Genomic DNA, 22,697 nt, shown 5'->3' on the forward strand with positions numbered 1-22,697 from the left:
ATAATCATCAGCAAGAATCCTGCTTCGCAGGACAAAATTTGTCTTAACGACAAATTTTGGTCTGGTACGGTTCTTGATTTTCCTGATGAAAACAAGAACCTATAGATTTTCAGACGTTTTTGCGTTAAAATAATAACTAGATGTAGTCTTTTTTGTTACTGTCGCTTTTTCTTATGTGATGATTCTATTATTTAAAATGTTCTTTTGTAACATATGATATACGAACTGCCTATGATAAAAGTCATCTGCAATTCGTATGCCTAATACAAGAAGGGAACTCTTTTTATGAAAGAATACGAATTACAAAAGCAAATCGGTCAGCAACTTATGGCTATTTCTATTATCAGAGATTTTGATGATAATTCGCATGGTCTGAAAATAGAAGATATGCCTAGTAAAATCTCTTGTCTTGCACGATGGATGGATATTTCTGAGGATAAAGTTTTAGAGTTTATTCATCATTACAGAACTATTTCTCAAAAGCTTATGCCGCATAATGCCCTGTGTGATTTCAGAAATTTCCTTTCTGAAGATGAATATTCAAAATTCAAGGATATTTTGGCAAAGGCCTTTGATTGTGGCGAATTGTTTATTGACTACAATTATTCTGATTTTGCAAGAAAAAAAGGTAATATATCAGATGAAATAGTTGAACTTATCATGATTCTTCAAAATCTTTACGCTGATAATGATAGTTCAAATATTCTTCATAATGAAATAAAGGTTAGAGAATACGTAAAAAAAGCTTTGGAATTCTATCAGGATTATTTTTCTAAATGTATTTATGATGCTCTTCTTGATGGATATTCGATGGATGTCATTTCTAAAATGACCGATTCCAAGATGCTGACTCCTGATACACTAGAACATTTATTCCTGGCTGTACACAGGATTCATCACGAAAATCTTGCTACTATGGAGTTTAAATCCACTCAGCAAAGCCAAGAGAGAAGAGAGCAGGTTTTATTCCAATAATAACCTAAAAAATAGAGCGAGATTTTTCCTAGAAGTTATTCTTCTATCTCAAAAATCTCGCTCTTTTAATTGATTTTAGATTTTCAATTAATAAGTCCATTTGAATTGTTTACTTCGCTTGAATATGTATAAAAAAACAATTCTCCCAATATAAAACCATAAAAAACTAATTAAGCAAACCACAAAAAAATCCTTTATCGAATGATTTGCATTTAAACTAATGTAATTTACGCCAGCTGAAATCGGAATAATTTCATCAATGTCGATATGGGTTTCTAATAGAGACAGAAATGCAGGTTTGTCGTTTTCAAATTTATCCTGACATTCTGCATAAATATCAGCCAAAGAAAGCTGTTTGTATGGTATCATATATATCAGAATAACTCCTTTCTTGAGTGTTGGTAGATGCTTTCTGACAATTCTATTTTACCATACTTGGTGAGGAGTTATTCATTTTTATGGCATAAAAATGCCGTATTTATGCGGCTTGTGGCGTTTTGCAAACGCCTATTTTAAAGAAAAAGGGAGAGGATTTGTTTTGGTGAAAAGAATTTTTTTACTTGAAGATGATTTAAGTTTGTTAAATGGTCTTTCATTTGCGATAAAAAAACAGGGATATGAACTTGATGTTGCTAGGACCACATTGGAAGCAGAAGAGATGTGGAATCAAGATAGATATAATTTGGCGATTTTGGATGTATCCCTTCCGGATGGATCAGGATTTGATTTTTGTAAAAGAATAAGAGAGACATCAAATTTGCCGATAATGTTTCTTACGGCAGCAGATGAGGAAACTGATATTATTATGGGCCTTGATATAGGAGCAGATGATTATATTACCAAGCCATTTAAATTGGCAGTCTTTCTTTCAAGGATAAATGCGCTTCTTAGAAGAAGCAATGATTTTAATAGTTCATTATCTGAGTTGAAGTCTGGTGATATATGTATAAATATCCTTGAAAGTGAAGTATATAAAAAGGATAATCTATTAGAACTTACAGCAAGTGAATATAAATTATTACGGATGTTTATAGAGAATCATGACCAAGTATTATCATCAGAGCAGATTCTTAGCAGATTGTGGGACTGTGAAGAGAAATATATAGACAATAACTCGCTTACTGTGTATATCAGGAGGTTACGTATTAAGATTGAAGATGATCCGGGGAATCCCAAAAGAATCATTACAGTTCGCGGGATGGGATATAAATGGAATTCACAAAATTGAGGCTGACATGATTATATTTACTAATAGAAAAATAAGAAAACTATTCAAGGAAATATTTGTTTGTACGTTAGTTTTAACAGTTACTTTGATATTTCTGACTGGTTTAAATATTGATAATGCATATTATTACACTACCATTTGCTGCCTACTTTTTGGAGTAGCAATGTTTCTTTTTTGCTACAAGTATTTTGAAAATCAAAATAAGATTATGGAGGAGGCCATTTCGCAAATTACAGAATATATTTCAGGTAATAAAAATGTGTCGTTAGAGTGTAATGATGAGGGTGAGTTATACAGGTTGTTTCATGAGATAAATACGTTAGTTGCTATTTTGAATGCCCATGCTGACAAAGAATCTGATGCAAAGAAATTTCTGCATAATACAATTTCGGATATTTCACATCAGCTTAAGACCCCACTTGCGGCGTTGAATATATATAATGGACTTTTGCTGGATGAAACCAAAGAATATCCGGATACACATGAGTTAGTTACACTTTCAGAGCAGGAACTCGATAGAATAGAAATACTTGTACAGAATCTTTTAAAAATTTCTAAACTCGATTCGGGTAATATCATATTTGAAAAGAATAAAGAAAATATATATGAGCTTACTGAGAGTGTTCAAAAACATTTTGAGTTTAGAGCAAAGCAGGAAGGTAAGATAATAAGCATATCTGGTGATGAAAATATAATTTTATCCTGTGATCGTAATTGGATGATTGAAGCAATAGACAATCTTGTAAAAAATTCTTTGGATCATACTGATAATGGCGACATTATCAGCATTGAAATCAGGCAGTTTGCGTCAATAGTGCAGATTGTTGTGAAAGATACAGGATGTGGAATTCACATAGAGGATATACCATATATTTTTAAAAGGTTTTATAGGAGCCGATATTCTAAGGATAAACAAGGTATTGGTTTAGGGCTGCCACTTACAAAAAAGATTGTTGAAGCACATAATGGGACAATTGAGGTTGACAGTACACTTGGTATAGGAACTACATTTACTATGAATTTTTTGATTCCTACAAAATTGTAGGATTACTGTAATGTTGGTGTAAGGATCCTCCGCTATAGTGAAATTATAAAAAATATAGAGGAGATTACAAATGAATTTATTAGAAGTATGCAATATTTGTAAAACGTATGGCGAAGGAGAAACTGCTGTACACGCGCTTAAAAATGTTAGCTTTTCAGTTAACAAAGGCGAGTATGTAGCGATAGTTGGTGAATCCGGATCTGGAAAAAGCACCCTCCTTAATATGATTGGAGCCTTGGATAGACCGGAAATGGGAAAGGTTACTATAGCAGGTAGGAACATCTTTTCTATGAATGATAGGGAACTTACAATCTTTCGCAGAAGAAATATAGGCTTTATTTTTCAGGCGTTTAACTTGATTCCAGAACTAACAGTTGAGCAGAACATTATTTTTCCGGTTCTTCTTGATTATCAAAAGCCGGATAGAGCTTATCTTGAGGAACTTTTAAAAGTCCTTAATCTCAGCGAAAGGCGTAACCATTTACCTAATCAGTTATCAGGAGGACAACAACAGCGAGTAGCGATAGGACGTGCACTTTTTACGCGCCCATCGATTATACTTGCAGACGAACCGACAGGAAACCTTGATACCCAAAATAGCAGTGAAGTTATTACTCTTTTAAAAGAAGCAGCATCAAAATATGAACAGACAATTATAATGATCACTCATAATAGAAGTATCGCTCAAAGTGCAGATAGAGTATTACAGGTTTCTGATGGTGTTCTTACAGATTTTGGGAGGTGCAGAGAATGAGAAGTTATCTAAGCTTGGTGCCCGTCTCTGCACGTGTACATAAAAGGCAAAGCCGTATGACGCGAATCTGTATTATCCTTGCAGTATTTCTGGTTACATCCATCTTTTCTATGGTTGATATGTGGACAAGGGGAGAAGCTGCATCAATGCGTGTGAGTCATGGGGACTGGCATATTTCGGTAAAAAACATATCAGATAGTGAATATGCAAAGATTGTAGATGATCAAAATATAAAATACATTTCGCATTATGAGGAATTAAAAAATGATACAGAAAAGTACTACCATGTTGAAGGGATGGATATAGAACTAAAAGGTACAGAAGAATCTTTTCTGACTAATATTATGAAATATCCTCTTGAAGGCACATACCCTGATGGTTCAAATGAGATTGCCCTTAGTTTGGATGCAAAAAAACTTTTAGGTAAAGATATTGGAGATGTTATAGTTTTGGAGACCCTGTCTGGTTCATATGAATATCAGATAACTGGGTTTTATAAGGATGATAGTGACTACAATAAAATGATTGAAGGCTTTTGTGCCTATTGTAATATCGATACTTTTCATAGTATATGCAACATGTCAGGTGTTGAATATGAGACCAAATATGCAATCCGATTCAAAGATGAAAAAGGCTTGAAAAGGACGATTTCTGATTTTGAACATACATATGAGCTATCCGGCACTGATGTGGAAGAAAATACAGGCCTTCTTGTCTTTTTAGGTGCCAGCAACAGTAAAAGCATGAATGACTTTTATCCACTTGCAGGAATATGTTTTATAATAATTTTGATTGCTGGTGTGTTTATGATTTCAGGTTGTATGAATAGTAATGTGGCACAACGAATAAAGTTTTATGGCATTTTGAGATGTATTGGTGCAAGTAGGACTCAGATAATTAGATTTGTACGATTGGAAGCGTTGAATTGGTGTAAAACAGCAGTTCCAATAGGGCTTTTCTTGGGAACAGTAACTTCATGGATTCTGTGTGGGATACTTAAATACCATGTAAAGGGCGAATGGATTAATATGCCATTATTTGGAGTGAGTTTAAGTGGGCTTATAAGCGGTGCAGTAGTAGGAATTATTACTGTATATATAGCGGCCTATTTCCCTGCAAAACAGGCTGCTAGTATATCACCAATAGCGGCAGTTTCTGGAAGTGAACAAGCTTCTAAAATGTCAAACCATGTGGGTAGGATTAGAAGCTTTAAAGTGGAAACAACACTTGGAATTTATCATGCTATAAATTTAAAGAAAAATCTGATTCTTATGACAGGATCTTTTTCTCTTGTAATCGTATTGTTCTTTATTTTTTCTGCATGCCTTGATATTGTAACTAAACTGCTTCCATCTCAAAGTAGCTTCACACCGGATATTGTTATTGCAAGTCAAGATTATTCAAATTCTATAGATAAGAGTGTCGAAGAAGAAATAGCTTGTTATTCTGGTGTGGAAAGCACATTTGGACTTATGATGAGTGTAGCATTTCCTGTACAGGTAAATGGTAAAGAAGCAACAATTGATCTGTACTCATATGATAATAACATGTTCAAACGTTCAAAAAAATCCATTATTAGTGGAGACTTTTCAAAGGTTTACGGAAATTCTGATTATGCTCTTGTTGTCTTTAATCAGGATAGTCATCTGAATGTCGGTGACAAGATTAAGGTTGGTAATAATGAGATAGAGATAGCCTGCGTTTCATCAGATGGTATTGGAAGTATAAGTGGCACAAGTACTGTAGTTGTCTCGGAAGAGACATATGCTCGTATTATAGGTGAAAACAAATATGCGATGCTGGGGGCTGTTTTTGATAACAATATGTCTGAAGAGGATTTTAAACAAATAAAAGCATTAGCTGGTAATAATGTTTTTAGGGATAACAGAGAAGAAAATGGAGAGATGTATTCTTCATATTGGGTATTTAGAATAGCTGCATACAGCTTTCTGGCAATTATTACTATGATTGCAGTTTTGAATATTGCTAATAGTGTTTCGATGGGAGTGTCTGCCAGAATCAAACAATATGGTGTAATGCGTGCTATAGGAATGGAGACAAGGCAGATAACAAGAATGATAGCTGCGGAAGCTATGGCCTATGCTGTTTTAGGAATAGTTATTGGTGGACTAATGGGCGTATTTTTTCACTATACAATCTACGACAAAGTAATTATTACGCATTTTGGAGGTTCGTGGGATATTCCATTTAAAACAATGCTGATAATAGTATTGCTGGTAATTGGATCATGCGCTGTCGCAGTATATTCTCCTGCAAAACGTATTCGTAAAATGTCGATTACAGAAACAATAAATGAAACATGATAAAGAAATAAGAAAAGAGCTGATGGGAGATGGAACATTTTCCGTCAGCTCTTTGATTTATGCATGGAACAATATGAAGATGCCCCATGCATTATTGCATATTTAAGAAATACATTTTTGTTTAAATTTCATCAATGTCGATATGGTTTTCTAATAGAGACAGAATTGCAGGTTTGTCGTTTTCAAATTTATCCTGACATTCTGCATAAATATCAGCCAAAGAAAGCTAATTCTAAATTACATATTTGTGTTATCAGAATTTACTTCTGCAGCTGTTGTATCAACAGGTTCTGCTGTAAATGCTGGTGCCTGCTCAAACTGGTTCTGAACTGGTGCCTGTTCGAACTGATTCTGAACCGGTGCCTGTTCAAACTGATTCTGAACTGGTGCCTGCTCGAACTGATTCTGAACTGGTGCCTGACCAAACTGGTTCTGAACTGGTGCCTGATTCATGAATGGCTGCTGTGGAGCTGCTTCTGGAAGAGGAGTGCCACAGAACTGGCAGAACTTGTCATTTAATCCATTTGGCTTTCCGCAATTTGGGCAAACCTTTGTTGCTGGTGCCTGCTGCTGAGGCTGAGCAATAACTGGCATCTTTGCACCACACTTAGGGCAGAATGCTGTACCTGCTGGAACTTCTGAGTTACAGCTAGGGCAAACCTGCATGTTACGAAGTGCATTAATCTGATCCTGAAGATTCTTCATTGTAGCATCAAGCTGATCCATATCAGCAATAACTGCGCTGTAATCTGGCTCTACGCTACCAGGGGTTTTAATGTGATCATATAACATATGTCCAAGCTGTACGAAATCAGCATCTTTCTTCTGCTGTGCCTGCTTCTTCTCGCTGTTAAGCTTGTTAAGCTCAACAAGATCATTAGCTTTCTGGCTTGCTGAATTGAAGCCCTTTGAAACGCTATCCCCAAGTTTTTCAAAAAAATTTGCCATTTTGTTTCCTCCTACATATTGCTATGTTAATAATTATCAAGTTTTTTTATTTTTGTTACAGTTCGTGAACATTAACATTATATCATAAAGCAAAATAAAGTGTTTCTTTTTTGCCAATTATTCACAAATTGTACACATAGAAAACATGCGGCTTTCAGACATATTATTCCTCGAACCCCCAGTAATTATGCAGTGTGACGAATTGTCAGATATATCCGATAAAACGACATTTGATTTGCAGTTATCCCACAAGATTCTTCTCTATATCACTATTAGTTTTAGCCGCATCTACGCCCTGCTTTAAGTTTCTAACATATTTTTCTACAACAGGTACACAATCTTTTTTGTATTCTCCAATTAGTTTAACAATTGCAGAACCTACGATTGCTCCATCAGATTTTGATGCCATATTCATTGCCTGCTGTTTGTTAGAAATACCAAATCCGACAGCAGTAGGAATATCAGATACTTCTCTAACGTGTGCTATCATTGTGTCGATATCTGTTGTAATATCACTTCTTATTCCTGTTACGCCAAGAGAGGAGACTACATAGAGAAATCCTGATGCCTCTTTTGCTATCATCTTTATTCTATCTTCTGAAGTTGGTGCTATCATAGAGATGAAATCCACTCCATACTTCTTACATATTTCAGAAAATTCTCTCTTTTCTTCGAATGGTATATCCGGAATTATAATTCCCTGCATTCCACACTCGTTACATCTTTTCATAAACTTTTCTGTACCATATGCAAATACTACGTTTGCATAGGTCATAAACACCATCGGAATAGTAACTTTTCCGCTCATTCTGACTTCTTTTATAGCATCAAATAGTTTATCTGTTGTACATCCATTTGACAGAGCTCTTTCGTCGGCTTCCTGAATAACCGGTCCTTCTGCTATAGGATCTGAAAATGGTATTCCGATTTCTATAAGATCACAGCCTGCATTTTGAATGGCCTCAATGAGTTTTTTCGTAGTGCCAAGATCAGGATCTCCTCCTGTAATAAAAGTAATAAGTGCCTTTTCATCGTTAAACGCATCTTGAATTTTTATATTTTCAAAAGAAGTTTTCATATTATCCTCCCAGGTTAATCAAATAACTTTTCGCCACGATATCTTGCAATAGCTGCTACGTCTTTATCTCCTCTACCAGAGAGATTAACAACAATTATTTTATCTTTATCCATTGTCTTTGCCAGCTTAATTGCATAGGCAACTGCATGTGAGCTTTCAATAGCCGGAATTATTCCTTCAACTCTAGATAAATACTCAAAAGCTTCAACAGCTTCTTCATCTGTTACCGGAACATATTTTGCTCTTTTTTCTTTTGCAAGAAATGCGTGTTCTGGTCCAATTCCTGGATAGTCAAGACCTGCCGATATTGAATAAACAGGTGCTATCTGTCCGTCACTATCCTGGCAAAAGATTGATTTCATTCCGTGGAAAATGCCGATTGTCCCAGTTGTCATAGTAGCGGCTGTTCGTGGTGTATCTGCGCCTTCTCCTGCTGCCTCGCATCCGTACAGTTCAACTTCTTTATCTTCTATGAACTCATAGAAAGCTCCAATAGCATTGGATCCGCCTCCAACACAGGCAAGTACTGCATCCGGAAGTCTTCCTTCTTTTTCCAAAATCTGCTGCTTAATCTCTTTGGAAATAACAGATTGGAAGTCTCTTACTATAGTAGGGAATGGATGAGGTCCCATTACTGATCCGAGTACATAATGAGTATCGTCCATTCGGCTGCACCATTCTCTCATAGCAGCATTTACTGCGTCTTTCAAAGTACCAGTGCCTGTTTCTATTGCATTTACCTTTGCACCTAGAAGCTTCATTCTGTATACATTAAGTGCCTGTCTTTCACAATCGATTTTTCCCATGAAGATTTCACACTCAAGCCCCATAAGCGCTGCAACGGTAGCAGTAGCAACTCCGTGCTGACCAGCTCCTGTTTCTGCAATTACTCTGGTTTTTCCCATTTTTTTTGCAAGAAGACATTGACCCAATACGTTGTTTATTTTGTGAGAACCTGTGTGATTAAGATCTTCTCTCTTTAAGTAAATCTTTGCTCCGCCAAGATCCTTTGTCATTTTCTTTGCTTCGTATAAAAGTGATGGACGTCCTGCATAGTTTTTTAGTAAATCATCAAGTTCAGCTACAAACTCTGGATCATTTTTGTAAAACTCATATGCCTTTTCTACTTCCAATACTGCATTCATCAGTGTTTCAGGAATATACTGTCCACCGTACTCTCCAAATCTGCCTTTATTTTCCATCTGATTCCCCTTTTTCTATCGTTTTTATTAAAAAGCTTTTATTCTCGAATTTCTTTTTTTATTTAATAATCAATATATTCTCGCACTGTCTTTATGAATTCTCTGACTTTTGTTTCGTCTTTGTGACCATCAGTTTCAACTGATGAAGAGACATCGAGTCCATAGGGATGTGCTACATTTATTATCGATATTGCGTTTTCTGTTGACACGCCACCTGCTACAAAGAACTTACCATTTCGCTGTGGAAGAAGAGATAAGTCGAATCTCTTTCCGCTTCCTCCTGCAACATCTATGCTGAAGCTGTCATATAGTTTCATATCAACAGGTAGCTCTTTTATTTTAGAAAAATCAGTTTTACTACTGACTCTAACTGCCTTTATTATTAAAGCTTTATCATCAAGTTTTAATCTTAGCTTTTGTATTGTATCTTTATCTTCATCCCCGTGAAGCTGAATCACCTGAATAATATCTTTATGATACAAATCTGCAATATGATCTAAATCATCATTTACGAATACGCCTACTGACAAGATGCTTTTATCAAGACATTTTCTAAGCTTTTTAGCTGTTTCATCGCTTACAAAATGCCTTGATTTAGCAAATACAAAACCGCAATAATCCGGTTTGTATTTATTCATTATCTCGCAATCTTTTTCTGTCATCAGTCCGCAGATTTTTATTTTAATCATATCGTAGTCCCGTTATAATTTCTTTTTTATCCTCAGCTCTCATGATTGTTTCACCGATAAGAACCGCATTCACATGTGCCTTCTCCAGTTTTTTGATATCTTGTCTTGTTTTTATTCCACTTTCTGCAACAAATACTATATCTTCCGGAACCAGCGTTCTTAAATTTATACTGTTTTCAATATTCACAGTAAAATCCTTCAGGTTTCGATTATTAACTCCGATTATTCTTGCATTTGCTTTTATTGCTCTTTTAATTTCTTCTTCATCATGTGCTTCGACAAGACACGAAAGTCCCAGCGAATCGGCAACATCTATGTAGTGTTTTAATTCATCATCTGATAGAATAGCGCATATCAGAAGAACTGCACTTGCTCCGTATACCTTTGCCTGATAAATCATATATTCATCAATCGTGAAGTCTTTGCGTAGAAGAGGAGTAGTAACACCACTTTCTGATATTTCTTTCAAATACTCTATATTTCCTTTGAAGAAATCTTCTTCTGTCAGTACTGATATAGCATCTGCATTTGCTTTTTCATATTCTTTGGCTATTTCCAGATACGGAAAGTTTTCTGCGATTATACCCTTGGAAGGGGATGCCTTTTTTATTTCGCAGATAAAGTGCATCCCTTTTTCCTTTAATTTTTTTTCAAAAATAAAATCGTTTGTACGGCGAGCCTTTAAAGCCAACTCTTTCATTTTTTCTTCTGGTATATTTTGTTTATCACGATTTACTCTTTTTTTAGTTGCTTCAACAAGCTCGTCTAGAATCATATTCGTACCACCTTGTTAATTATTTTTGATGAAAAATATTTCTCAACACCATATTTAAGTTTCTACAAATTCTATAAACTTACTTAAACTGCCTTTTCTACGCTATATTCATTTGTTGCATTAACGAATGCTTCTAATGTCTGAAGTGCTTTTCCACTGTCAATAGCTTCTCTTGCCTTTGCAACTGCATCTGCCATAGAAATTCCATCAATTCCCAAGTATATTGCCATAGCTGCGTTTAATATTACTGCATCCTTTTTGGGTCCATTCTCTTTTCCAGAAAGAATATTTCTTGTAATCTGAGCATTTTCTTCAGGTGTACCACCTACAAGGTCATCAAGTTTGCAACATTTCATTCCGAATACTTCTGGTGCTACTTCATAGCTTCTAAACTCTCCATCCCTAATCTCGCAGACTTTAGTCGGTCCTGTTAATGTCACTTCATCAATACCATCACAGCCGCATACTGTCACGCCTCTTTTTACTCCAAGATTACTAAGTACCTGTGCCAATGGTTCTACCAGATTCTTGTCATATACCCCCATTACCTGCATTTTGGCTGCTGCCGGATTTCCAAGAGGCCCTAATATGTTAAATATAGTCCTGATTCCCATATCTTTTCTAACTGGTGCAGCATATTTCATTGATGAATGGTACTTTTGTGCAAAGAGAAAACATATATTTGTTTTATCAAGAACTTCCATCATTTCTGATGGCTCTATAGTGATGCAAGCCCCTAACTTTTCAAGTACATCAGCTGCACCTGACTTACTGGATACGCTTCTATTTCCATGCTTTGCAACTGGAACACCCACAGCTGCAACAACAAAAGCGGAAGTAGTAGATATGTTAAAAGTTCCCACAAGATCTCCTCCTGTACCGACAATTTCAAGTACATCAGTAGATGGATAAACTTTTACACCCTTTTGTCTCATAACCCCTGCGCAGGCTGTAATTTCATCAACAGTTTCACCTTTCATCCTGAGTGCTGTTAAAAATGATGCCATTTGAATCTGACTGGCTTTTCCTTCCATTATCTCATTCATGACCATGGTCATTTCCTCTGTATTCAGATTCTCACCCTTTACAACCTTAGAAATTGCCTCTTTAATCATATTTTTTCTCCCTTCTAAGAAATAAAAAAAGCCCTTGTCTCCAGTTCTTCACTGGGACAAAGGCTATAAAGTTCAGCTTCTGCGGTACCACCCATCTTGATGCATCACTGCATCCTCTCATTTCAGATACTAACATATCCGCCTGCATGATAACGGCACAGGTACCCGTTAAAATCTACTAATGGATATATTGATATCCACTTTCAATCTACCCTCGTAGGTCCATTCGGTATTTCCTCACTGCCGCCTCACACCATCCGCCGGCTCTCTGAAAGTGCTAACCATACTTACTCTTCCTATTCATCGGTTTAATAATATATTTAATACGTTGTTGTATTAAAGTATAAGCTTATTATAGTGCACTTGTCAACGTGTAAAATTAATCTTTTTTTGGTGCAAAATTAATTTGTTAACAATAATAGTGTTTGAAAGAACACTTCTTGTTAGTATAATGATGTTGTGTTTTTATTTTACTTCTTGCTGATGTTTGGAATAATCACCTGCAAGAACTTATATTTGGGCTTATTATTTATTTAATGCAATAACTTTTATTATTGTGAACATTTAAGAAAGGCATAATCTTATGAAAAAGATTCTTATGATTGGTACCGGAGGAACTATTGCCTGCAAGCAAACTGATGCAGGTCTTACTCCTGGTTTGAACGCAGAAGATATTCTGTCATATATTCCTGCAGTTAAGCATATTTGTACTGTGGAAGCTATTCAGGTGCTTAATCTTGATAGCACCAACGTTACTCCTAAGCATTGGAAAATAATCGTAAAAGCAATAGAAGAGAATTATTCAAACTATGACGGATTTGTAATCTGTCATGGAACAGATACTCTTGCCTACACTGCTGCAGCACTAAGTTATATGATTCAAAACAGTGCCAAGCCTATAGTAATAACAGGTTCTCAAAAGCCTATCAGCAAAGATGTTACCGATGCAAAATCAAACCTGTTAAATTCATTCATCTATGCTGCTGATGATGAATCTCAGAATGTTAATATTGTTTTTGATGGAAAAGTTATTTGCGGAACTCGTGCAAAGAAGGAACGAGCTAAGAGTTTTAATGCTTTTAGCAGCATTAATTTTCCTTATCTTGCTATAATTCAGGATGAGAGAATTATAAGATACATTCCAGAGGTTCCTGTTCGGGGAATCCCTTGTTTTTACTATGAAATGTCTGATAAGGTTACTCTTTTGAAACTTTATCCTGGAATGAATCCTGATATTCTTAGTTATCTTTTTTCGAACTACGATATTATAGTGATAGAAAGCTTTGGTGTAGGCGGTATGCCGGAATCCCTCATGGAAAAATTCTATGAGGAAATGGATAATCTTGCCGGAACTGATAAGCTTGCAGTTATGACAACTCAAGTCGCAAACGAAGGAAGTAATATGACTGTTTATGAAGTAGGGCGTCAGATAAAACAGGATTTTCATATGATTGAAAGTTATGATATGACTCTCGAAGCCACAATTACAAAGCTCATGTGGCTTCGAGGTATGAATTACAGTAATGCAAGACTAAGAGAAGCTTTTTATACAGAAATTAATAAAGATATTTTGTTTAAAAAATCTTAATATATATCTTTAGGATTATTTGTTTCTAACGACTTTCAAGTCCTTTAAGTTTTCCATCTGTCAGGGAGAGCATCTGTGAAAAATCCAGATTCTCTTCCTGCTTATAAGAAGCTACCGCAAACAATAAATGAATTTTATACGGTTTTTCATTTGATGCCTGCATGTCTCCATTAAGCTGCATTAATCTAACTCTGATATCTTCTTCTGATTTTTCATCATAAGCTATCTTAAATAATGCAAATTCATTACCCCTGATTCTTCCTATAATTGCTTTTTCATTGAACATCTCGTGCAGGGCAGTAGCAGCTTTTCTTACTACAACATTTCCTTCGTCTCTTCCATATTTGTCATTTATCTCTTTTAATGTATCAAGCTTAACATATCCTACGACTGCTCTTGTTCCTTTAGCATATTTCTTTCCAAGAAGCTCATATGCTTTTGTAAAAAATCCTCTGCGATTAAACTCGCCAGTCATAAAATCTCTGTCACCAATTCTGTCCAATATATCATCATCTTTTTTTAATTCTTCCTGAAGCGATAGTATATCTTCTGAAAATGCATTAATAATTTTACGGTTTACAATACTCATTATGGAAGATTCCAGTATTTCATAACTTAACTGTTCGAAGTGGGGGAGTAAATATCCGTCATTTATTCTTGCCACGTACATTCCAAGTTGCTTTTCTTCATGGTACATAACTCTTCCAATGTAAACCCCAGGAACAACTTTCACAAGATTAGAATCTTTCATAACGTTAGAAGTCTGAACTAACGGAGTCCCTCCTTCTTTTTTTAAATCTATAATTTCTCCATCCATTAATAGACCTTTTACTAGTATCATCTCAGGAATCTTCCAAGGGTTGTCAATCGTATTTTCCTGTGGTTCTCCAAACGCCAATACTACAGCATCTTTCATACCTCCAAGTGCATCAACTTTCAAGAAGTACTCATACGGATTTTCATCCTGATTTATCCTATGAAGCATATATTCACACATTTTTTTTAATTGGAACATTGCATCAATTCCATCGATAGACGGCGGAAGTATTGTTTCGTCTTCAGGTGCTGATTTATCCGACATTTTCCTTGTTTTTACGATAGATATAATATCCAATATCGCCTGATATCCTTTCTGTCTATTACTATAAAGGATATTTTCTCTTATGGAAAAACATTTAATTTCTTCAATCTTGTCTATCAGCAAAGTAGGAATCTCATTGTCAACGAAATACGAAACAAATTTTTCTTTTTGCTCTTTAGATACTTTCACACATATTGATTCTGCATCTAGTATTATTCCTTCAAAATTATCCGGTTGAATATAATCAAATGCAGCATTCTGCTGATATGCATAGTAATGCGGTCTCTTCGTATCTTCTTTTGATGGAAACATTCCTCCTGGAATAATAGTAAGCGATATTTCAAGGTCTTTGGCTGCTCTTGCTGCACCTTGAACAAATTCACAGATATCATCATCACTAAGGTTAGAAATTAATAGACCAATTCGAAACATATGTCCTTTCTCCTGAATTTCTGTTACTTTACTGTTTATTGTACAAAATTTTATAAGTAACTATTTGTAAACCACAATATTTAAGGCAAAAGGTAACTGTTTATGCAGAAAAAGGCTCTGCACGACAGTGGTGCAGAGCCCGAATCTTTTTATTTTATTCCTCTGTATTCTCTTCCGATTCGGTGTCGCTTTCACTTATTTCATCGGCATCTTCCTCGAAATTGTTAACATTTTCATCCATAAGTTCATCTGTGTTTTCTTCCACATCATCAAGTTCTCTGTTTCCATCAGATACTTTTTCGCGAACCTTGGCAATACTTACTACCTGTGCGCCTTCATCAAGCTTTATGAGTTTAACGCCTGATGTTATTCTGCTATATACAGATACATCTTTCATTTGAATCTGAATAATAGTTCCCGCATCAGTAATCATCATTATTTCATGATCATCGTTAACTGCCTTGACTCCAATAACAGGACCAGTCTTTTCGATGATACGATAGCACTTAAGACCTTTTCCTCCTCTGTGCTGAGTCTTGAACTCTCCAAGAACTGTACGCTTTCCGTATCCATTTGCAGATACTATAAGAAGCGAACTTCCCTGCGCATCAGTCTGCATACCAACGATTTCATCATCCTCGTCGAGCATCATTCCTCTTACACCCTGTGCACCACGACCCATCGCACGAACATCAGTTTCCTTGAATCTGATGCACATTCCGTTCTTAGAAACGATGAATATCTCTGAACCTTCGGTAGTAGTCTTTACTTCGATTAGTTCATCATCATCTTCAAGGGTAATTGCATTAAGACCATTCTTTCTGACATTTGAAAACTCTTCAATTCTGGTCTTCTTAACAGTTCCCTTTTTTGTAACCATGAACAGGTTCTTGCCTTCATCAAAGTTCTTTACTGGAATAATAGCTGTTATTTTTTCCTCAGGACTTAACTGAAGAAGGTTTACAATAGCTGTTCCACGTGAAGTTCTTGATGCTTCAGGAATCTGATAAGCTTTTAATTTGTAAACTCTACCTTTATTGGTAAAGAACATAACATTATTATGTGTAGTGGTCATCAAAAGATCAGTTACATAATCTCCATCAATTGTGTTAATTCCTTTGATTCCATGTCCACCACGATTTTGAGTCTTGAAGTTATCAATAGCCATTCTCTTAATGTAACCAACACTTGTCATTGCAATAACTGTGTTTACATTTGGAATGAGATCTTCATCTTCAAATTCAGAATCGTCATGTCCTATCTGGGATTTACGATCATCGCCATACTTATCTGCGACTTCATCAATTTCTTTTTTAATAACGCCTAAAAGGAGTTTCTTATCTGCCAAAATTGCCTTCAATTCCGCAATCTTCTTCAAAAGTTCCTGATGCTCAGCTTCAATCTTGTCTCTTTCCAAACCTGTAAGAGTACGAAGACGCATATCAACGATTGCCTGTGCCTGCGCTTCTGAAAGACCGAATCTTGAAATGAGCTGTTCCTTAGCGATTGCTACAGTTTCACTTCCTCTGATAATCTTAATAACCTCATCAATATTATCAAGGGCAATAAGGAGACCTTCTAAAATGTGATTTCTTTCTTCTGCTTTACCAAGATCATATTGAGTTCTTCTGGTTACAACCTCTTCCTGATGCTCGAGATAGTAGTGGAGCATCTTATCAAGAGAAAGAACCTTTGGCTCATTCTTTACAAGAGCCAGCATGATAATACCAAAAGAGGACTGGAGTTCTGTATGTTTAAAGAGTTTGTTGAGCATAATGCTTGGATTTACATCATGTCTTAGCTCTATTACAACACGCATACCTTCTCTGTCGGACTCATCTCTAAGTGCAGTGATTCCATCAATTCTCTTATTCTTTACAAGATCAGCAATCTTCTCGATAAGCTTTGCTTTATTAACCATGTACGGAAGTTCTGTAACTACGATACGATTCTTTCCGTTTTGCATCGGTTCAATATCTGTAACCGCTCTGCAAATAATCTTACCTCTTCCTGTTCTGTATGCTTCCTCAGCACCTCTTGTTCCAAGAATAATTCCACCTGTTGGGAAATCTGGAGCTTTTATTATTGGAAGAAGTTCATCAATATCTGTATCTCTGTCTTCCTCAATTTTGTTGTCAATAATCTTATCGATAGCACGAATAACTTCTCTAAGATTGTGCGGTGGAATATTAGTAGCCATACCAACTGCAATACCTGTTGTTCCGTTTACCAACAGATTAGGTATTCTGCTTGGAAGAACAGTAGGCTCTTTCTCTGTCTCATCAAAGTTAGGAATAAAGTCAACTGTATCTTTATTAATATCAGCAACCATTTCCATGGAAATTTTAGAAAGTCTGGCCTCTGTGTATCTCATAGCAGCAGCACCATCACCATCCACACTACCAAAGTTACCATGACCGTCGATAAGTGGATAACGCATATTCCATTCCTGTGCCATATACACAAGCGCGCCATAAATGGAGCTGTCACCATGTGGATGGAATTTACCCATGGTATCACCGACAATACGGGCACATTTACGATGTGGTTTGTCCGGTCCATTATTAAGTTCTACCATTGAGTACAGAACTCTTCGCTGTACAGGTTTTAGACCATCTCTAACATCAGGAATTGCTCGTGATGCAATAACTGACATAGCATAGTCTATATATGAATTTTCCATTGTTTTTTTCAAATCCACATCGTGAATTCTATCAATGCTGCTTTTATCGAATACATCATCGGTTAATCCATTTTCAGGATTCTGACCGTTTTTGTTTTCATTTTCTGCCATTTATCTGCCTATTCCTTTTCTATCTATTTAAATATCCAAATTCTGAACAAATTTAGCATTTGCTTCAATGAACTCACGTCTAGGCTCAACCTTATCGCCCATGAGAGTAGTAAAGGTTACATCTAGTTCTGACTCAGCGTCTGTATCCATACTTACACGCAGAAGAGTACGAGTCTTTGGATCCATAGTTGTTTCCCATAACTGTTCAGGATCCATCTCACCAAGTCCCTTGTATCGCTGAATCTTGTTATTCTGGTCACGACCAACTTCATTTATAATGCTTGCAAGTTCTTCGTCAGAATATGCATACCAGATTTTCTTGTTCTTCTCGAGCTTGTAAAGAGGTGGCTGCGCCAAATATACATGTCCCTGTCTGATAAGCTCTGGCATAAAACGATAAATAAATGTCAACATTAAAGTAGCGATATGGGCGCCGTCTACATCGGCATCGCTCATAATAATAATCTTATCGTAACGAAGTTTTTCAATATCAAAATCTTCATGAATGCCTGTACCAAATGCTGTTATCATCGTCTTGATTTCAGCATTACCATAGATTCTCTCGACGCTTGCTTTTTCAACGTTTAAGATTTTTCCTCTAAGTGGAAGAATAGCCTGCGTTGCACGGCTTCTTGCTGTCTTTGCAGAACCTCCCGCAGAATCTCCCTCTACGATGAAAATTTCACAGTTTTTAGGGTTCTTGTCAGAACAATCTGCAAGTTTTCCAGGAAGGCCAAGTCCGTCGAGTGCTGTCTTTCTTCTTGTAAGGTCTCTTGCTTTTCTGGCTGCATTTCTTGCTCTTTGTGCAAGAATAGCCTTATCTAGTATAATCTTTCCAACATGTGGATTCTGCTCAAGAAAATAGGTAAGCTGTTCTGATACGATTCCTGCAACAGCACTTCTTGCTTCTGAATTTCCGAGCTTTTCCTTTGTCTGGCCTTCAAACTGAGGATCCTGTATTTTTACAGAAATAATAGCTGTCATTCCTTCTCTGATATCTTCACCGGTAAGGTTTTCATCAGAATCTTTTAACATCTTATTACTTCTGGCATAATCGTTAAAAATCTTAGTAGTAGCAATCTTGAAACCTTCAAGGTGAGTTCCGCCTTCAGGTGTATTGATGTTATTAACAAAAGTATAGATACTTTCGTTAAAAGCATCATTGTGCTGGAGCGCAACTTCTACATGAACATCATTTCTATCTCCCTCAAAATACATTATCTGCTCATACACAGGAGATTTGCTCTTATTAAGATATGCAACGAATTCGCTTATTCCTCCGTCATATTTAAAATGCTCTGTTCGAGGCTTGCTATCCTCATTTTCTTCAACATTTCTTTCGTCTATAAGAGTAATCTGAAGTCCTTTTGTAAGGAACGCCATCTCTCTTAATCTCTGTTTTAAAACATTAAAATCATATACGGTTGTTTCTTTGAAAATAGTTTCGTCTGGCTTAAAATGAACAGTTGTTCCTGTATCCTTTTCATCACAGTCACCTACAATAGTAAGAGGACAAAGTACCTTACCTCTTTCATATTTCTGTTCATATATATGACCATTTTGTCTTACATCAACTATAAGCCAATCAGAAAGAGCATTTACAACTGATGCACCTACGCCGTGAAGTCCACCAGAAACCTTGTATCCTCCACCGCCAAATTTTCCACCTGCATGAAGAATTGTGAATACAACTTCTACACCAGTAAGACCTGACTTGTGATTGATACCTGTCGGAATTCCTCGTCCATTATCTTTAACAATTATTGTGTTCTCAGGAGTAATAGTTACTTCTATATGATCACAATATCCGGCAAGTGCTTCATCTACCGAGTTATCTACTATTTCATATACCAAATGATGCAGGCCGCGTGATGCTGTAGTTCCGATATACATACCCGGTCTTTTTCTTACAGCTTCAAGACCTTCCAGAATCTGTATCTGGTCTGCACCATACACAACTTCTTCATTGTTTGCCATTATAAACCTCTTTCTATCTAATTCTTATTCGTTACAGTACCATTTATTACTTCGAACAATTTGTTAATTTCAAATCTATGGTTTACAAACTCATCATAACCGGTACAAGTAATAATAGTTTGAATATCTCCGATTGTATCTAAAAGATAATTCTGTCTGTTTGAATCAAGTTCCGACAAAACATCATCTAACAATAATACTGGATTATCTTTTTTGAACTGCTTAACAATTTCTATTTCAGAAAGTTTCAGCGAGAGAGAAGCCGTACGCTGCTGGCCTTGAGAACCAAACTTACGCAAATCTATTTTCTCACCACCATTTTCTCGCTGAACAATAAATGAAAAATCATCTTTTTGAGGCCCTATACTGGTCTGTTTTAAGAATAAGTCTCTATCTTTGACCCTTTGCATCGCAGCTTCATATTCATCTGCTTCAACACAGGGTTCATAAAAAATACTTAAATGTTCTTTTCCACCAGTTAATTTAAAATGTATTGGTCCGATAATAGTGTTCAGATTTTCAATGAATTTTTTACGGATTTCAATTATTTTTTGACCATAACTTATCATCTGAGAATCTTGAACATCCAGAAGAATTCTGTAATCTGGATGTTCATGTAACTCTTTTAGCATCTTATTTCGTTCAACTAAAAGCTTATTAAACCGGGACAAATTATAGAGATAGGAAGCATCCAGCTGGCACAGTTCCAAATCCATGAATCTTCTACGCTCAGATGGACCATTTTTGATAATAGCAAGATCTTCAGGAGAAAAGAAGACAACGTTCATTTTCCCAACATAATCTGCTGCACGCTTTACTTTCTGACCATCTATTGCAATTCCCTTTGATTTATTTTTTCGAAGGTGCATATCCAAACGATACTCTGCACCATCTTTTTCCATAATTGTACGAATATGACCTTCACTCTGATTAAACTTTATGATTTCCCTGTCCTTGGCTCCCTTATGCGATTTAGTAGTAGCCGACAGGAAAATTGCTTCCAGTATATTGGTCTTTCCCTGAGCATTATCGCCATAGAGAATGTTAGTACCATTGCTAAAATCCATATGAAGAATGTCGTAATTACGGAAATTAGCAAGTTCTAAGGACTTTATAATCATCTCATTTAACCACCTTAAATTCCTGTCCGTTATAACTTACAATGTCTCCATCGACAAGCTTTCTTCCACGACGTGTATCCACTTCACCATTAACTTTGACAAGTCCTGCCTGAATATCTTCCTTGGCATCAGCACCGGATTCTTCTAGTCCTGCCTTTTTTAAAGCCTGTCCAAGTTTAATAAAATCATCTGTTTCTCTAAGTTTTACTTCCTGCATCTTATTACCTCTATATACAATTAATCAATGGTTGTAAAGTTAACCGGAAGAATCAAATAAATATAGCTTTCATTTGCATCTCTTATAAAGCATGGTGCTTTTGGATTAACCAAATAGATATCTACTTTATCATCTTCAATTGCTCTTAATGCATCGATGAGAAATTTAGGATTAAAACCAATCTTAAGACTCTTTCCTTGCTTTACAATATCAACTTTCTCATCCATTGCTCCGATTGCTGAATTAATCTTCATCTCCAGAAAATCATCTTCAATTGTGATGATAACCGGTCTCTTATCGCCTTCTTTAACCAGAAGAGTAGCACGGTCTATACAGTCAAGAAAATCTTTTCTTGATATAGTAACTTTAGTCTCATAATCTGATGACAGCATCTGATTGATATTAAAATAAGGACCATCTAATAGTCTAGATACAATAAGAGTCTTCTCGAATTCAAATACGATATGTTTATCTGTAAAAAAGATTTTAACCATAGACTCTGTTGAATCTGTCAGAATCTTACTTACTTCAGATAATGATTTTCCAGGAACGACAACGCTCTTATGTTCATAGCTTTGAGAAAGTATAATCTTCCTTATGGAAATTCGATGTCCATCAAGCGATACTACTTTAAGAGTCTCTCCATCAACTTCGAACAATTCACCGCTCATCATTTTATTAGATTCATTTTCTACTGTAGAGAAAATAGTCTGAGAAATAATCTGACGGAGTGAATACTGTGAAATCTCAATTCCATCTATTCTCTCAATATCCGGAAGATATGAGAAATCATTACCACTGCGACCCAAAATGCTAAACTTAGCCTTTTCACAGGATATTGTGACTTTTATATTACCTTCAGAGTTTGTGGACTCTACTGTTACGTCATTATCAGGAAGCTTTCTTATGATATCGAAAAATATTTTTGCATCAATAGCAACATATCCGCGATCTAAAATATTACCGTTTACGATAGTCTCTATTCCAAGCTCCATATCGTTTGCGATAAACTTTATCACACCCTCAGTTGTATCAATAAGTACACATTGTAAAATTGACATTGTAGTTTTAGCCGGTACTGCCTTTGATACGATCTGAAGACCGCCCACTAAATCTTGTTTCGAGCAGACGAATTTCATATTTCTGCTTCTCCCTTCCCTTATACATCTAAATTAGTTATTGTTTCCATGAATTCTATCCGACACACATAGCCTTATCTATTATACAATTTCTATGCATTTTTTACAATGAAAAGCCATTATTTAAACGTTATTAAATTTGCTTATTTGCCCATATTTACGATTTTGGTTCATTTTTAAGATTTTTTAGCCATCATCATCTAATAATACGCTAC

The 22,697-nt window shown here is 35.9% G+C and carries 18 protein-coding genes and 1 other annotated feature; of the genes, 6 read left to right on the forward strand and 12 right to left on the reverse strand.

Features of this window, described 5'->3' with window-relative positions:
- The first annotated feature begins 285 nt into the window (after window positions 1-285).
- From G634_RS0111890 to G634_RS0111915, 5 genes are all read left to right on the forward strand, one after another.
- Window positions 286-975: a hypothetical protein gene (locus G634_RS0111890; protein WP_026505465.1), complete on the forward strand. Its 690-nt coding sequence runs from the start codon at window positions 286-288 to the stop codon at window positions 973-975.
- Between the two features lie 541 nt (window positions 976-1,516).
- A complete protein-coding gene (locus tag G634_RS0111900; protein WP_026505467.1) occupies window positions 1,517-2,203 on the forward strand; it encodes a response regulator transcription factor in 687 nt (228 codons plus the stop codon).
- A 7-nt stretch (window positions 2,204-2,210) separates the two neighbouring features.
- Window positions 2,211-3,248, forward strand: coding sequence for a sensor histidine kinase (locus G634_RS0111905; RefSeq protein ID WP_026505468.1), 1,038 nt, complete (start codon window positions 2,211-2,213; stop codon window positions 3,246-3,248).
- Window positions 3,249-3,318: 70 nt separating this feature from the next.
- Window positions 3,319-4,002, forward strand: coding sequence for an ABC transporter ATP-binding protein (locus G634_RS0111910; RefSeq protein ID WP_026505469.1), 684 nt, complete (start codon window positions 3,319-3,321; stop codon window positions 4,000-4,002).
- Window positions 3,999-6,326 carry an ABC transporter permease gene (locus tag G634_RS0111915; RefSeq protein ID WP_026505470.1) on the forward strand — a complete coding sequence of 776 codons (2,328 nt, stop codon included), beginning with the start codon at window positions 3,999-4,001 and terminating at the stop codon, window positions 6,324-6,326. Before G634_RS0111910 ends, G634_RS0111915 begins: the two co-directional genes overlap by 4 nt.
- Window positions 6,327-6,563: 237 nt before the next feature.
- Here G634_RS0111915 and G634_RS0111925 read toward each other — a convergent pair whose 3' ends face one another.
- The 6 genes from G634_RS0111925 to trpD form a co-directional block, all read right to left on the reverse strand.
- On the reverse strand, window positions 6,564-7,274 hold the full coding sequence (locus G634_RS0111925; RefSeq protein WP_026505471.1) for a zinc ribbon domain-containing protein: 711 nt from the start codon (window positions 7,272-7,274) through the stop codon (window positions 6,564-6,566).
- 241 nt (window positions 7,275-7,515) lie between these two features.
- Window positions 7,516-8,352, reverse strand: a complete 837-nt coding sequence (trpA, locus tag G634_RS19070; RefSeq protein WP_051233922.1) for a tryptophan synthase subunit alpha — start codon at window positions 8,350-8,352, stop codon at window positions 7,516-7,518.
- Between the two features lie 14 nt (window positions 8,353-8,366).
- A complete protein-coding gene (gene trpB / locus G634_RS0111935; RefSeq protein WP_026505472.1) occupies window positions 8,367-9,554 on the reverse strand; it encodes a tryptophan synthase subunit beta in 1,188 nt (395 codons plus the stop codon).
- 62 nt (window positions 9,555-9,616) lie between these two features.
- On the reverse strand, window positions 9,617-10,243 hold the full coding sequence (locus G634_RS0111940) for a phosphoribosylanthranilate isomerase (protein WP_026505473.1): 627 nt from the start codon (window positions 10,241-10,243) through the stop codon (window positions 9,617-9,619).
- Entirely contained in the window at window positions 10,236-11,018 is a 783-nt protein-coding gene (gene trpC, locus G634_RS0111945; protein ID WP_026505474.1) for an indole-3-glycerol phosphate synthase TrpC, read from the reverse strand. Before trpC ends, G634_RS0111940 begins: the two co-directional genes overlap by 8 nt.
- 83 nt (window positions 11,019-11,101) lie before the next feature.
- On the reverse strand, window positions 11,102-12,133 hold the full coding sequence (gene trpD / locus G634_RS0111950; RefSeq protein ID WP_026505475.1) for an anthranilate phosphoribosyltransferase: 1,032 nt from the start codon (window positions 12,131-12,133) through the stop codon (window positions 11,102-11,104).
- Between the two features lie 49 nt (window positions 12,134-12,182).
- Window positions 12,183-12,446 (reverse strand) — a binding site (T-box leader).
- A gap of 270 nt (window positions 12,447-12,716) precedes the next feature.
- Here trpD and G634_RS0111960 point away from each other — a divergent pair.
- Window positions 12,717-13,721 carry an asparaginase gene (locus tag G634_RS0111960; protein WP_026505476.1) on the forward strand — a complete coding sequence of 335 codons (1,005 nt, stop codon included), beginning with the start codon at window positions 12,717-12,719 and terminating at the stop codon, window positions 13,719-13,721.
- Between the two features lie 25 nt (window positions 13,722-13,746).
- Here G634_RS0111960 and G634_RS0111965 read toward each other — a convergent pair whose 3' ends face one another.
- The 6 genes from G634_RS0111965 to dnaN form a co-directional block, all read right to left on the reverse strand.
- On the reverse strand, window positions 13,747-15,234 hold the full coding sequence (locus G634_RS0111965; protein ID WP_026505477.1) for a GGDEF domain-containing protein: 1,488 nt from the start codon (window positions 15,232-15,234) through the stop codon (window positions 13,747-13,749).
- Between the two features lie 154 nt (window positions 15,235-15,388).
- Window positions 15,389-18,028, reverse strand: coding sequence for a DNA gyrase subunit A (gyrA, locus tag G634_RS0111970; RefSeq protein WP_081676605.1), 2,640 nt, complete (start codon window positions 18,026-18,028; stop codon window positions 15,389-15,391).
- Between the two features lie 27 nt (window positions 18,029-18,055).
- The gene (gene gyrB / locus G634_RS0111975) at window positions 18,056-20,005 is read right to left on the reverse strand and encodes a DNA topoisomerase (ATP-hydrolyzing) subunit B (protein ID WP_026505479.1); all 1,950 of its coding nucleotides are present in this window, start codon (window positions 20,003-20,005) and stop codon (window positions 18,056-18,058) included.
- 17 nt (window positions 20,006-20,022) lie between these two features.
- Window positions 20,023-21,126, reverse strand: a complete 1,104-nt coding sequence (gene recF, locus G634_RS0111980; protein WP_026505480.1) for a DNA replication/repair protein RecF — start codon at window positions 21,124-21,126, stop codon at window positions 20,023-20,025.
- 1 nt (window position 21,127) lies between these two features.
- Window positions 21,128-21,343 (reverse strand): RNA-binding S4 domain-containing protein, encoded by a 216-nt coding sequence (locus G634_RS0111985; RefSeq protein ID WP_026505481.1) that lies wholly within the window; start codon window positions 21,341-21,343, stop codon window positions 21,128-21,130.
- Between the two features lie 20 nt (window positions 21,344-21,363).
- On the reverse strand, window positions 21,364-22,482 hold the full coding sequence (gene dnaN, locus G634_RS0111990) for a DNA polymerase III subunit beta (protein ID WP_026505482.1): 1,119 nt from the start codon (window positions 22,480-22,482) through the stop codon (window positions 21,364-21,366).
- Window positions 22,483-22,697: the final 215 nt, after the last annotated feature.

The sequence above is a fragment of the Butyrivibrio sp. NC3005 genome (assembly GCF_000424545.1).
Taxonomy (GTDB): domain Bacteria; phylum Bacillota; class Clostridia; order Lachnospirales; family Lachnospiraceae; genus Butyrivibrio.

What these genes read in the sequence shown, in the direction of transcription:
- G634_RS0111890 (WP_026505465.1), top strand. Translation starts at nt 286, where the DNA reads ATGAAAGAATACGAATTACAAAAGCAAATCGGTCAGCAACTTATGGCT.
- G634_RS0111905 (WP_026505468.1), top strand. Translation starts at nt 2,211, where the DNA reads ATGATTATATTTACTAATAGAAAAATAAGAAAACTATTCAAGGAAATA.
- G634_RS0111910 (WP_026505469.1), top strand. Translation starts at nt 3,319, where the DNA reads ATGAATTTATTAGAAGTATGCAATATTTGTAAAACGTATGGCGAAGGA.
- G634_RS0111915 (WP_026505470.1), top strand. Translation starts at nt 3,999, where the DNA reads ATGAGAAGTTATCTAAGCTTGGTGCCCGTCTCTGCACGTGTACATAAA.
- G634_RS0111925 (WP_026505471.1), bottom strand. Translation starts at nt 7,274, where the DNA reads ATGGCAAATTTTTTTGAAAAACTTGGGGATAGCGTTTCAAAGGGCTTC.
- trpA (WP_051233922.1), bottom strand. Translation starts at nt 8,352, where the DNA reads ATGAAAACTTCTTTTGAAAATATAAAAATTCAAGATGCGTTTAACGAT.
- trpB (WP_026505472.1), bottom strand. Translation starts at nt 9,554, where the DNA reads ATGGAAAATAAAGGCAGATTTGGAGAGTACGGTGGACAGTATATTCCT.
- G634_RS0111940 (WP_026505473.1), bottom strand. Translation starts at nt 10,243, where the DNA reads ATGATTAAAATAAAAATCTGCGGACTGATGACAGAAAAAGATTGCGAG.
- trpC (WP_026505474.1), bottom strand. Translation starts at nt 11,018, where the DNA reads ATGATTCTAGACGAGCTTGTTGAAGCAACTAAAAAAAGAGTAAATCGT.
- trpD (WP_026505475.1), bottom strand. Translation starts at nt 12,133, where the DNA reads ATGATTAAAGAGGCAATTTCTAAGGTTGTAAAGGGTGAGAATCTGAAT.
- G634_RS0111960 (WP_026505476.1), top strand. Translation starts at nt 12,717, where the DNA reads ATGAAAAAGATTCTTATGATTGGTACCGGAGGAACTATTGCCTGCAAG.
- G634_RS0111965 (WP_026505477.1), bottom strand. Translation starts at nt 15,234, where the DNA reads ATGTTTCGAATTGGTCTATTAATTTCTAACCTTAGTGATGATGATATC.
- gyrA (WP_081676605.1), bottom strand. Translation starts at nt 18,028, where the DNA reads ATGGCAGAAAATGAAAACAAAAACGGTCAGAATCCTGAAAATGGATTA.
- gyrB (WP_026505479.1), bottom strand. Translation starts at nt 20,005, where the DNA reads ATGGCAAACAATGAAGAAGTTGTGTATGGTGCAGACCAGATACAGATT.
- recF (WP_026505480.1), bottom strand. Translation starts at nt 21,126, where the DNA reads ATGATTATAAAGTCCTTAGAACTTGCTAATTTCCGTAATTACGACATT.
- G634_RS0111985 (WP_026505481.1), bottom strand. Translation starts at nt 21,343, where the DNA reads ATGCAGGAAGTAAAACTTAGAGAAACAGATGATTTTATTAAACTTGGA.
- dnaN (WP_026505482.1), bottom strand. Translation starts at nt 22,482, where the DNA reads ATGAAATTCGTCTGCTCGAAACAAGATTTAGTGGGCGGTCTTCAGATC.